14 protein-coding genes and 1 tRNA gene are annotated in these 11,934 nt (G+C 67.9%); 6 read left to right on the top strand and 9 right to left on the bottom strand.

The annotated features are described in order from the left end of the window. Positions 1-18: 18 nt before the first annotated feature. Positions 19-435: a helix-turn-helix domain-containing protein gene (locus tag RJ1_RS11500; RefSeq protein ID WP_073360053.1), complete on the top strand. Its 417-nt coding sequence runs from the start codon at positions 19-21 to the stop codon at positions 433-435. A 134-nt stretch (positions 436-569) separates the two neighbouring features. Next, complete coding sequence (locus RJ1_RS11495; RefSeq protein ID WP_073360052.1) at positions 570-1,988, top strand: glucose-6-phosphate dehydrogenase; 1,419 nt, start codon at positions 570-572, stop codon at positions 1,986-1,988. 22 nt (positions 1,989-2,010) lie between these two features. Here RJ1_RS11495 and RJ1_RS11490 read toward each other — a convergent pair whose 3' ends face one another. The 8 genes from RJ1_RS11490 to RJ1_RS11450 all read right to left on the bottom strand — a co-directional run bounded on the left by RJ1_RS11490 (position 2,011) and on the right by RJ1_RS11450 (position 8,977). Continuing rightward, the gene (locus tag RJ1_RS11490; RefSeq protein WP_073360051.1) at positions 2,011-3,024 is read right to left on the bottom strand and encodes a hypothetical protein; all 1,014 of its coding nucleotides are present in this window, start codon (positions 3,022-3,024) and stop codon (positions 2,011-2,013) included. Next, on the bottom strand, positions 3,024-3,524 hold the full coding sequence (locus tag RJ1_RS11485; protein ID WP_073360050.1) for an ImmA/IrrE family metallo-endopeptidase: 501 nt from the start codon (positions 3,522-3,524) through the stop codon (positions 3,024-3,026). The genes RJ1_RS11490 and RJ1_RS11485 overlap by 1 nt, the downstream gene beginning before the upstream one ends. A gap of 2 nt (positions 3,525-3,526) precedes the next feature. Beyond that, on the bottom strand, positions 3,527-4,393 hold the full coding sequence (locus tag RJ1_RS11480) for a cell surface protein (protein WP_073360049.1): 867 nt from the start codon (positions 4,391-4,393) through the stop codon (positions 3,527-3,529). Between the two features lie 532 nt (positions 4,394-4,925). Further along, positions 4,926-5,001, bottom strand: a tRNA-Ala gene (locus RJ1_RS11470). Between the two features lie 99 nt (positions 5,002-5,100). After that, positions 5,101-5,841 (bottom strand): divisome protein SepX/GlpR, encoded by a 741-nt coding sequence (gene sepX / locus RJ1_RS11465; RefSeq protein ID WP_073360048.1) that lies wholly within the window; start codon positions 5,839-5,841, stop codon positions 5,101-5,103. A 275-nt stretch (positions 5,842-6,116) separates the two neighbouring features. Further along, on the bottom strand, positions 6,117-6,752 hold the full coding sequence (locus tag RJ1_RS11460; protein WP_073360047.1) for a GNAT family N-acetyltransferase: 636 nt from the start codon (positions 6,750-6,752) through the stop codon (positions 6,117-6,119). Positions 6,753-6,777: 25 nt separating this feature from the next. Continuing rightward, the gene (glp, locus tag RJ1_RS11455) at positions 6,778-8,037 is read right to left on the bottom strand and encodes a molybdotransferase-like divisome protein Glp (protein ID WP_073360046.1); all 1,260 of its coding nucleotides are present in this window, start codon (positions 8,035-8,037) and stop codon (positions 6,778-6,780) included. A 19-nt stretch (positions 8,038-8,056) separates the two neighbouring features. Beyond that, on the bottom strand, positions 8,057-8,977 hold the full coding sequence (locus RJ1_RS11450) for a UTP--glucose-1-phosphate uridylyltransferase (protein ID WP_073360045.1): 921 nt from the start codon (positions 8,975-8,977) through the stop codon (positions 8,057-8,059). A gap of 105 nt (positions 8,978-9,082) precedes the next feature. On the opposite strand from RJ1_RS11450, the gene RJ1_RS11445 reads away from it, so the two are divergent. The 4 genes from RJ1_RS11445 to mscL all read left to right on the top strand — a co-directional run bounded on the left by RJ1_RS11445 (position 9,083) and on the right by mscL (position 11,437). Beyond that, entirely contained in the window at positions 9,083-9,661 is a 579-nt protein-coding gene (locus tag RJ1_RS11445; protein ID WP_073360044.1) for a 5-formyltetrahydrofolate cyclo-ligase, read from the top strand. A gap of 104 nt (positions 9,662-9,765) precedes the next feature. Beyond that, complete coding sequence (locus RJ1_RS11440) at positions 9,766-10,074, top strand: FmdB family zinc ribbon protein (RefSeq protein ID WP_073360043.1); 309 nt, start codon at positions 9,766-9,768, stop codon at positions 10,072-10,074. 98 nt (positions 10,075-10,172) lie between these two features. Next, positions 10,173-10,886: an SAF domain-containing protein gene (locus tag RJ1_RS11435; protein WP_073360042.1), complete on the top strand. Its 714-nt coding sequence runs from the start codon at positions 10,173-10,175 to the stop codon at positions 10,884-10,886. An 83-nt stretch (positions 10,887-10,969) separates the two neighbouring features. Further along, entirely contained in the window at positions 10,970-11,437 is a 468-nt protein-coding gene (gene mscL / locus RJ1_RS11430; RefSeq protein WP_073360041.1) for a large conductance mechanosensitive channel protein MscL, read from the top strand. A 68-nt stretch (positions 11,438-11,505) separates the two neighbouring features. Here the strand turns inward: mscL and RJ1_RS11425 are convergent. Beyond that, on the bottom strand, positions 11,506-11,934 hold a 429-nt coding region (locus RJ1_RS11425), incomplete at its 5' end, for an MspA family porin (RefSeq protein ID WP_174694968.1).

Genomic DNA, 11,934 nt, shown 5'->3' with positions numbered 1-11,934 from the left:
AGGACCCGGCGGCTCACAATGGCAGATTTTGCTGCGCGGTTGAACAAGCTCTTCGACACGGTCCACCCTCCGGGACGTAAACCGCATACCAACGCTGAGGTCGCGGCCGCACTCATCGCAGACGGACATCAGATCTCGAAGCCCTACATCTCCCAACTCCGGTCGGGACAACGCACCAACCCCTCCGACGAGACGGTTGCGGCTTTCGCCCGCTTCTTCAAGGTGAAGCCCGACTACTTCTTCAACGACATCTACGCCGCGAAGATCGACCACGATCTCGAGCTTCTCTCGCAACTCCAGGGATACGGGCTCCGCAAGCTCTCAAGCCGCGCGTTCGACCTCTCCGAAGAATCACAGAGTCTGCTCACCACGATGGCCGAGAAACTGCGGGCCAGCGAGGGCCTGCCGGAGGTCCCACCGGACGCGTCGCGCTAATCACCGGAATGCCTGGGCCACAACGAGTTCGGTAGAAGTTCGCACCGCGCGTCCGGATATCGCTCACTGGACGCGTCCGGCAACGGCTCCGGAAATGCCCCGCCCGGCGTGCGCACGTGGCGCATGATGGAGCAATGGCTGACAGACCGCAGCTCGGTCCCACGATCTTCGTCCTCTTCGGCGCCACCGGGGACCTGTCCAAACGGATGGTCCTCCCCGCCTTCTTCCAACTTGCCCAATCGGGTCTGCTGAACTCCGAATGGATGCTGATCGGCACCGGACGCGGCAACGTCTCCGACGATCAGTTCCGCGACCACGTGCGCGACGTCGTGAACCAGTTCGGAGTGCCCCACGACGACGCCGACTGGGATGCCTTCGCCCGGCGGCTCAGATTCGCCGGCGGCGGATTCACCCCCGACAACCCGGGAACGCTCCCCACGGCGGTGCAGCAGGCCCGCGACGACCTCGGCGCCTCAGACGCGCAGTTGGTCCACTACCTGGCCCTGCCACCCGTCGCGTTCGCCGAGACCACACGCGCGCTCGGCGCGCACGGCCTCGCCCGGGGCGCACGCGTCGTGTACGAGAAGCCTTTCGGGACCTCGCAGGAGGCATTCACCGAACTAGACGAGGCCGTGCACCACGTCCTCGACGAGAAGCAGATCTACCGAATCGATCATTTCCTCGGCAAGGAGAGCACCCAGAACCTGAACATCCTGCGCTTCGCCAACGGAATGATCGAGGGCGTCTGGAACCGCGAGCACGTCGAGCAGGTGCAGATCGACGTGCCCGAGACTCTCGACATCGACGACCGCGCCCGGTTCTACGACGCCACCGGCGCCGTCCTGGACATGCTGGTGACCCACCTGTTCCAGGTCGCGGCCGAGATCGCGATGGAGCCGCCGGCCACGTTGGGCGCCGACGACCTCCAGTCCGCCCGTGAATCCGTGATCGGGGCGTTCCGTCCCCTCGATCCGGCCGAGGTGGTGCTCGGCCAGTACGAGGGATACCGCGACGTCGACGGTGTCGCGGACGATTCGACCACCGAGACGTTCGTCGCCGCCCGGCTGTGGGTCGACACCGACCGCTGGCGTGGAGTGCCGTTCCTCCTCCGGACCGGAAAGATGCTGGGCGTCAGCCGGCAACAGGTGAGCCTCGTCTTCCGAAGTCCCGAAGGCCCACTCACCGACATTCCGCCGGACGGCGCCGTCCTGTCCTTCGACCTGTCCGGGGACGGTGAGATCGACATCGCCATGGTCGTAAAGGAACCCGGACCCGACGACACGCTGTCGGTGGGGCATCTGGGTCTTCCCCTCGACACCGTGCCGCTCGCCCACGCCCTCGCCCCGTATTCGCGGCTCATCCTCGACGTCCTGCACGGTGACCGGTCGCTGTTCACCCGCCCCGACGGACTGGCACACGTGTGGACCGTCGCCGACGCACTGCTCCGGGACCCGCCCCCGGCCAAGCCGTACCCCGCCGGGTCCATGGGACCTCCGGACGCCGACAGCCTCGCCACGCCCTGCGGGTGGCTGGTCACCGATTCTCCGAACTGACCGGCGGCAGGAGCCGTCTGGGTTACTCCGTCGCCGATTCGACGGTGTCCGCCTTCGCCGGGGCGGGACTGGTCTCGAGGAAGTCCTCGTACGCGTCGGCGAGATCCAGCACCCATCGGCGCGGCGACACGCCCTGCGGCGGCGCGATCCACTCGGTGTCGAGAACGTCCGAGTTGACCGGGTCGTCGATCCAGTGGGCGAGGATCCGGGCACGGTCCGCAGCCGATTCCGGAAGTTCCTGTTCGTCCGTGTCGAGCATGCCCGCACCCGACTGCAGGTACAGCGCATCCATGACGTGGGCGACCGCGTCGGAGGCGCGGAGAACGGTCGTGCTCCCCTTGCCGTCGCCCTCGACGACTTCCGGGAAGCGGGAGACGAGCACCGAATGGAGTGTGCTCATGCGGCGCAGATCCTGCCGTGCGCGCAGCCAGGTTTCGACGAGCACCCAGACGGTACCGACCGACACCACGACGGCCGCGACGGTGTACGCCGGCGCGGAGCCCACGGTCCACATCTGCCCCGAGACCTCACGCACGAGCCCCACGGCCGCCGCGACCAGGACGATTGCGGACCCGATGACGATCAGCGAGATTCCGCGACCGAGCGGAGTCCACGCGACGTGCCGGACCCCGGTGACGACCACCGCTGTCAAGGCGATCACGACGAACACCAGCGCGGGGACGGGATATCCACCGGCGAGCCCGATTCCGAGCACGACGGCCACGGTGTACACGACGACGGCGACCGCCCGCAGGGCCGGACGCGGGAGGATCGGCCACACCGACACCGCACCGACCGCGCTCGCGGCGGCGAACAGTGTCCAGGCCAGCTCGATGAGGATCTCCGACAGACCGGCGGTCGGGGCCAGCGTGTCGAGACGCTCGGCGACGTCCGAAATCGCCAGCGTCGACGCGAGTGCCGCGCTCGACACCGCTACCACCATCGCCACACGCAGCGGCGTCGGCTGACGTGCCGCGACCCGGCCGATGCGGGCGCCGGCGGCAGTCCAGACGACGAGCGCTACCAGCCAGCCCATCAGCCGATCGCCTCGTCGTAGCGGAGCACGGACACGGGAGTTCCGCGTCCCTGCATCGTCTTCAACCGGATGAGCAGCATCGACGCGAACGTCTCGGCCTCCCACTCCGCCACCTCGCCGGACGGCTGTTCGTCGTCCCGACGCCGCGACCGCTGGCTGAGCATGTACGCGATGAGATCGTCACCGGCTTCGAGTGTCGCGGCAACGATCTCGGCGCCCTCGTGCCGAAACACGATGTGACCCAGCTCGTGCGCAAGCGTGCGGTCGAGGTCCGGCAGCCCCGGCGCCAGCACGATCACGTCCCGGTCGGGGTAGGCACGCCGTTGACCGCAGACGCCGGGCGCCATCGCCGTCGTGAAATCGAGTTCGATGGGACGCTGTCGTTCGCGGGCCACCGCGTCCACGACGTGCCGGAGTGACACTGCTTCGGCACGGGCCGCCGCGTCGCACACCGCGTCCACGGCCGCCGCGACTCGCCGATGAGATCTGTTCGCCCCCACGACTACACCCCTGCATTCGAAGCGGGCGGGAAGAACTCCGCCCGCGCGGTTGCGATGCGCGCCTGTTGTGCGCGAGCGCCCTTGAACGTCAACGCACCCGCTCCCCCGGCACAGCAGAGGAGGACGCCGACCCCACCGAGAACGGTGATCGCAGGCAACGGCTCGCTGTGGACCACGGGAACCATTCCCGGCGGCGCAGCATCCGGATCGCCCTGGGCGGGTGACTGGGCGGCAGGCGAGGACCCGTCACTGTTCGGGGGATTCCCGGCGGGGCGATCCTCCGGTGCCGAATCCGCGGGCCCACTCGGGCCGGGCGCGGCGGCGGCGCCGGAACCGGGACCTCCGGCCGGTGCTCCACCACCCGCTGCTCCCTCGGAACCCGGGGGCGAGGTGCCCACGTCGGCACCCAGGTCGTCTCCGGAATCGTCGTCCCCGGACGAGTCGGGACGGGAGAACTTCGGCTCCGCCGCCGACGGCAACTGGATCGGGGGCGGCGGCGCGACCACGACACGTGACGTCGACGGAGTCGAGGTCTTCGTCGGTTCGGTGGTCTCGGACGGTTCGGTGGTTTCGCTCGGCTCAGCCGTCTCGCTGGGTTCCCATGTCTCACTGGGCTCCCACGTCTGGCTGGGCTCCTGTGTCTCGCTGGGTTCCCCAGTCTCACTGGGCTCTCCGCCGCATCCGCGCAGGCTCTCGCACGGCGGATCTGGGTGATGGGGCTTGCCGCCGCCGGGGGATTCCGGGGATCCGTCGTCGCACCGACTGCCGGCGCATTCGTGGTACTGGGGGTCGGCGGCGGCATCCGACGGGAACGCCGAAACGGTTACCCACCCGAGCCCGGCCAAGAAGGCCAACGCCAGCCCGACCATGGTCAGCCTTCGAACAACACGACGCGCGCCCACTGTGCACCCCCCTTGTATTCACGACACGACACCACATCTACGGCGACGCTGCCGCTGCCATGGTATCGAGCGAACCGACCGGAGGTGCTGGTGGTGCCGGTGTCGGGGGACCGGCACCACCAGCGATGCCCGAGCCAGGTGGGACTCGAGCAGTATGTGGGAACCCCTACGGGTTCGGTGTCGTCGCCTGGAGGTGCTGATCGGTCAGCGGAAGTCCGGTGTCCCGGGCGGCGCCGGAAGGTCGGCCGGAGTTCACAGCACGTTCACCAGCAACATCGTCGCGGTGATGGTCGCGACCACCGTCACCGGCTCCAGGAACTTCGAGATCTTGTCCATTGCCTGCATGTTCCCCCACCCCGTGTGGCCGACCCCGTGACGACCTACGGACAGTACACAGCATGCAGTTACCATTTGGCAAATTTCGTTTCCGGTGACGTCATCCACCTGGGCAGGAACGCAGAAAAGGCACCCCCTCCGGATGGAGAGAGTGCCTTTTCGGTGGTGGAGCTGAGGGGAATCGAACCCCTGACCTCTTCGATGCGAACGAAGCGCGCTACCAACTGCGCCACAGCCCCGTTTGCGAATCCTGCGATCCGCTCGGCAAACTCTAGCAGGCCACCCACGCGGGGAGCGAATCGCCTACACCGACGTGGCTTTCGGCCCGAATTGCCCGGCTACTCACCGGCTGCCCGGCGCATCGTCGCCTGTTGCATCGGCTGGTCGTCAAAGTGCTCGAGGTGATCGAATTCGGGGTCCTCGTCGTCCACTTCGAGGACGACAGCCCCCGGACGCCGCAACCGGGCGGGAATGAGGCGCAGCTCCTCGTCGCTGTGGGATTCGACGCCCAACCGCGAGCGGTTGAGGCGCGCCGTCCGCCGACGCCGGATCTCCTGCTCGATCTGAACCTGCCGGCGCAGATATGCCATGTACCCGAACAGGCCGGCCACGCCCGCCGCGAACGCCCACCACATGAGCGGGGAGATGATCAGGCCGAGTGCCGCAGACATGATCGTCGCGAACACCAACCCGAGCACCGACCTCTGACGAAACGCGTACCTGGCCTCGCGAGCGATCGCGTCGGCCTCGGGATCGAAGCCTCCGCGTCCCCGGCGAACCGGCACGTACTCGCCGACCGGTGCCCGCTCACTGTCGAAATCGTCTTCCTCTGCGTGAGTGTCCACAAGGTCCTCCGCGTCGTAGCCGTAGTGGTCCGGTTCCGGTTGCCAGTACGGGTCGCTGCGGTGTCCTGCGGCGGGTCCACGCTGCACGGGACGCTTGTCACCGCGGTGCAGCACGCGCGTAGCGAGTGCTGCGTCACTGGTTTGCCGAATCCGGGGGCGGTTGTTCACCAGCATCGGGACCAGGACGAAGAGCCATACGACGACGAGCCCGATCCAGAGAAACGAGTTCGGCATACGGCGACCTCCTCCCAATCGTCTACCAGCATGGATACCGCTGTTGACCCACCCAGGCTAACCGCATGAACACGCACATCTTCGCAGACGCGCCGATCTCACCATACTCAGGTGTCACATGCGTAACGCGAAAATGTGGCGCTCGACATGGCGCGAACAGGGTGAGGAAACGATCCGGCAAAGAGTTGCCGAAAGCGGAGGGCCCGGTCAGGAACCTTTGATACCGTAAAATAACTGCCGCGTAGCTGGACGATTGTCCATGTCCGTTTCGGCGGTCACGCCCACGTGGCTTTGCCACTGCGCACGAGCGAATCAGACACCGTGCCGGGCACGTCCTCGACCGTCATGCCGACCAGGATGTGGTCACGCCACTGTCCGTCGACGTCGAGGTAGCGCTTGAGCAGACCCTCCTCGCGGAAGCCGACGTTGCGCAGCACCGCCTGGCTCGCCAGGTTCTCCGGACGGACGGTGGCCTCCACGCGGTGCAGCCCCACGGGGCCGAAAGCGTGATCCAACCCCAGCGCGAGGGCACCCGTGGCCACGCCCAGGCCGTTGACGTCGCTCGCGACCCAGTATCCGATCCAGGCGGAGCGCAGCGCACCCCGCACCACGTTGCCGATCGTGATCTGGCCGCAGAAGTTGCCGTCGAGTTCGATGGCCATCGGCAGCATGCGACCCTTCCGGGCCTCCGAACGGAGACTGCTGCACAGCCCGGGCCATCCCGAGATGTGGTGGCGCGCTTCCCACGGCGCCTCCCCCGTCGGTTCCCACGGTTCGAGGTGCGCACGGTCGCGAGTCCGCAACCGACTCCACGCGGACGCGTCACGCAACCTGATGGCGCGCACGGTGACGACGCCACCCTTCACCCGCAGGGGCCCGAGATGCGGCGGCCAACCCGGATGCTGTGTCATCCCGTCTCACACTGTCGCGGCGTCATCAGCCCCGCTGCGCCAGGAAGGCCACATCCACCTGGTCACCGGTCCGGACCTCGGTGACCTCGGGATCGATGAGGACGAGACAGTTGGCCTCGGCCAGCGTGGCGAGAAGGTGCGAGGACGCGCCCGGCGCTCCGCCGAGAGCTTGGACGAGGTACTCCCCCGTCGCCTCGTCGCGCATGAGCTGACCACGAAGGAAACCCTTGCGGTCCTCGATGGATGTGATGGGTGCGACCGTGCGGGCTGTGACGACGCGCCGCATCGGCTGCCTGCGCCCGAGGGCGATGCGGATCAGCGGGCGCACCATCACCTCGAACACCACCAGGGCGCTCACCGGGTTGGACGGGAGCAGGAACGTGGGGACCTCGTCGCGGCCCAGCTGGCCGAACCCCTGGACGGATCCCGGATGCATCGCGACCCGGTCGACCTCGAGGTCGCCGAGATCGGCGAGTGCGTCGCGGACGTCCTCGGAGGCACCGCCACCGACCGCCCCCGCGATGACGACGATCTCGGAGCGGATCAGCTGACCCTCCACCACCTCGCGCAGTCGACGGGCGTCGGCGTTCGCGATCCCGACCCGGTTGACGTCGGCGCCGGCGTCACGGGCGGCGGCGGCCAGCGCGTAGGAGTTGACGTCGTAGACCTGCCCCGGACCGGGGGTGCGGTCGACGTCGACGAGTTCGCCTCCGACGGAGATGACGGACAACCGCGGCCGCGGATGCACGAGCACCTTGTCGCGACCCACGGCTGCCAGCAACCCCACCTGGGCCGCCCCGATGATGGTGCCCGCGCGGACGGCGACGTCTCCCGGCTGCACGTCGTCGCCGGCACGGCGCACGTAGTCGCCGGAGCGGACCGGTTTGTAGATCTTGACGCGAGCACGGCCGCCGTCCGTACGGTCGAGCGGAAGGACGGCATCGGCGAGCGTCGGGAGAGGTGCGCCCGTATCGACCTTGACGGCCTGACGGGGCTGCAGCCGGATCGGCTGCCGCGAACCAGCCGTGACCTCACCGACCACGGGCAGCGACAGTTCCACGGACGCGCCGTCGTCGTCCCGGATGTCGGTTCCGGCCGCCTGGACGTCGACGCTGCGGACGGCGTAGCCGTCGATCGCGGCCTGGTCGAAGCCAGGAAGGGGACGCTCGGTGACCACCTCTTCGGCGCACAGCAGCCCCTGGGCTTCGGAGATCGCCACACGGACCGGCCGCGGCGCCACCGCGGCCGCGGTCACGATCGTCTGTTGCTCCTCGACCGACCGCAAGTTGTTGCCTCCCGAGCTTCTAGGAATCCGTCCGCTTCAATCGGTCGATCAGCCATTCGCGCAACGACGGGCCGTACTCGTCCATGTCCAACGCAAAGTCAACCGCAGCGCGGAGGTAGCCGCCGGGATTTCCGAGGTCGTGTCTCGTGCCTCGGTGCACGACGACGTGAACGGGATGGCCTTCCTTGATGAGGAGAGCAATGGCGTCGGTGAGCTGGAGTTCGCCTCCGGCGCCGGGTTCGATCCGTCGCAGCGCATCGAAGATCGCGCGGTCGAGGAGGTAACGGCCTGCGGCGGCGAACGTGGACGGCGCGTCCTCGATGGCAGGCTTCTCGACCATGCCGGTGACCTTGAGGACGTCCGGGTTCGTGGCGTCGGGAACCGTCTCGACCTCGAAGACGCCGTACGCGCTCACCTGGTCCTTGGGGACGTCGATGGCGCAGAGGACGGTACCGCCACGCTTGCGGCGGACTCGCGACATCGTCTCGAGCACTCCGCGCGGCAGCACCAGGTCGTCCGGGAGGAGCACGGCGATGGCGTCCTCGTCGTCGTCGAGGACCGACTCCGCGCAGCCGACCGCGTGGCCCAGGCCGAGAGGCTCGTCCTGAACGACGGACTCCACCTCGAGCAGGCCGGGAGCCTTCCGCACCTTCTCGAGCAGGTGATACTTGCCGCTGGCCTCGAGCTTGCTCTCGAGAACGAGGTCCTCGACGAAGTGGGCGACCACTCCGTCCTTACCCGGCGACGTCACGATCACGAGCCGGCCGGCGCCCGAATCCGCGGCCTCTCCGGCCACGAGTTCGATACCCGGCGTATCCACCACCGGGAGCAGCTCTTTCGGCACGGTCTTGGTCGCGGGGAGGAATCGCGTACCCATTCCCGCTGCGGGCACGACAGCCGTGCGAAAGGCGCTGGCGGTGTGCGGTGCGGCGTCTGTCATGCCCACACCATAACGGTGCGGACCTACTCTTCAGTCACCAAGATCCTGACAGTGACCTCCGGGAACCGGTCGAGGGCCCTCCGTGGACGGCCTTAGGGTTGGGGCATGCAGGCACGAACAAAGGCCGAGTGGCGTGAACTGGTGCTCTCCGGGCGGCGCGCACTGACCCCCGAACTCCGCGCATCCGAGGACCAGGCACTTGTCGGACTCGTCACAGTCGGCGTCGCCGACGGATCGACGGTCTGCGCCTACGTACCCACCGCACTCGAGCCCGGCTCACTGGAGTTCCTCGACGCCCTCCGCCGGGTGGCTGGCCGCGTCCTCGTCCCGATCACTCGAGGTCCGGGGCCCCTCCACTGGTCGGAGTTCACCGGGGCGGACGATCTCGCCGACGCGAGTTACGGCCTGCGCGAGCCCACGGGACCCGCCTGGGACCCCGACGAGATCCGTTCGGCCGGAACCATCTTCGTCCCCGCCCTGGCTGTAGACCGGCGGGGCGTGCGACTCGGCCGCGGTGCGGGCTTCTACGACCGGACCCTCGGCCTCGCGGCACCCGACGCGCGGCTGATCACCGTGGTCCGCGACGAGGAGCTGGTGTCCGAACTGCCCGAGGACCCCCATGACATCCGTATGGGGTGGGCGCTCACACCCGGCTCGGGCCTCATCCCCCTCGGGGAGGAGTGAGAACGGCGTCGATCCCGGAATAGTTCTCTGATTAGCGTTGTTGGCACTGTCGGCTGTAGAGTGCTAAAACCTGCGGTTTGACTACACAGTGCGGAGGAACCCCAGTGCCCACCTATTCATACGCGTGTACGGAATGCGACAACCGTTTCGACATCGTCCAGTCGTTCAGTGATGACTCGCTGACCGTCTGCCCCGCGTGCTCGGGCAAGCTGCGCAAGCTGTTCAACTCCGTCGGCATCGTCTTCAAGGGCAGCGGCTTCTACCGCACCGACAGCCGTGGCACGTCCGGCGCGGCCAGCGAGCCGGCCAAGACCGATTCCGCGCCCGCCGCCAAGACGGAAAGTTCGTCGAAGGCCTCGTCCAGCTCGACGAGCACCGCGACCGCCGCACCGGCCAAGGCTGCTGCCAGCTAGTTCACGCGTCACCCCCGGGTTATCCACAACTTCTCGTCCATCCACAGGCGGGCCTTTTCCGGGCCTCCGAAGGCGTGCCGGTCTCCTAGCGTCGAATCATGTCGTTCGAGCCTGTCCAGACCGGTCGCCGCCGGCCGAACCGAGCACACCGAAGCCTGCGCCCGTCCTGGGCCGACCGGCTGTCGGATCTCACCCATCCCGGTTGGGCCCGCACCCTCGTGGCCCGACGCGTGCTGGCCGCCGCACTGGTCTGCCTCGCGTTGGGTCTCCTCGCCCGCGGAGACCCGAACTCCGCACGTTCCGCGGTCGTGGTGGCGGCCCGGGATCTGCAACCGGGCGTCGTGCTCACGGACGCCGACGTCGAACTGGTGGAACTCGAAGCGGGGAGCCTTCCCGACGGAGCCGTCACCGCCGTGGCCGACGTCGCCGGACGCACCCTCGCCGGACCGGCCCGTGCCGGCGAGACCCTCACCGACGTCCGGGTGCTGGGACCGCGTCTGGCCGCCGCAGCAGCAGGCATCGAGGACGCCCGCATCGTCCCCGTCCGGCTCGCCGATCCCGCCGTCACGGAACTCCTGCGTAAGGGCGATCGCGTCGACGTACTCACGGTCGATCCCGACACACCAGCGAACCCGGACCGGCGGTCCGGCGCCACCGTGCTGGCATCGCGCGCGGTCGTGGTGTTGGTGACACCGTCCGAGAACGGGCGCGACCAGCGAGAACGCGTCGTCATGCTGGCCCTTCCGGCATCAGACGCCACGGCGGTGGCCGCGGCATCCCTCACCAGCGCGATCACCGTGACCTTTCAGTGACCCGTCATGCGGAGCCGCGCTGAACTAGGCTTTTCTGCCAGACAGTGCTGGATGACTTGCCACCCACTCGAGGAGACGACGACATGCTCAAGGGATTCAAGGACTTCCTGCTCCGGGGGAACGTCCTCGACCTCGCCGTCGCGGTCGTAGTCGGAGCCGCGTTCACCGCGATCGTCACATCGTTCACCAACAACGTGATCAATCCGCTGATCGCCGTTGCGGGCGGTGCCAACGATCTGGGTTGGGGTTACCAGATTCTCTCCGACAACCCTGCAACCTTCATCAACATCGGTGCCGTCATCACGGCAGTGATCAACTTCGTGATCATCGCCGCGGTCGTGTACTTCATTCTCATCGTCCCGGCCAACGCCGCGAAGAAGCGGTTCATCACCGAGCCGGCCGACAAGAAGGCCAGCGAGGCCGACCTGCTGATCCAGATCCGCGACATCCTCGAAGTGAGCCTCCAAACCGACGGGGCAGCAGCGAGTTCCGACGGAGCGCACGCAATGCCCGCTGAGAAGGCGGCAAACCTCGATAAGACCCGCGAATAGCGCTTCGACGACTCCGGGCCCGTGCAGCAGCTGCGTGCACGGGCCCGGAGTCGTTGGTGGAACGAATATCACCCGATGCTGAAGGGCTGTCCCCACAGGGTGACGGTGCTGCTCACGTTGTCCGTCTCGACAGACACGTTCACGTACGACCGCGCCTGCGCGTAGCCGGCGCACCCGCTCACGCCGAGGGTCGAGTCGGCCCAGGTGACCGAACCGTCGGTACCCTCGAAGCTGTTGTACGCCGAGTGCGACTCTCCGCCGTAGGCGTCGGCCGACTCGAGGTCGATGATGTCGACGCTGACCGCCTCGCCGGGGCCGAGGGTGACAGCACCGCTGCCGCTGGGCGTAACGGGAAGGGAAGTGGCGGCCCCGGTGACCAGATCCACGAGGTTCCCCGATTCGACGCCCCCGCCGGCTTCTGCCCCGAAGTCGACCTGGCACGCAAGCACGTAACCGGGCTGGATGTCCGCGCCGGTCGCTCCGGCGCCTTCGAGGTG

This window comes from Rhodococcus jostii NBRC 16295 (assembly GCF_001894825.1).
GTDB classification, from domain to species: Bacteria; Actinomycetota; Actinomycetes; order Mycobacteriales; family Mycobacteriaceae; genus Rhodococcus_F; species Rhodococcus_F jostii.
This window is presented reverse-complemented; position numbering and strand designations above follow the sequence as displayed.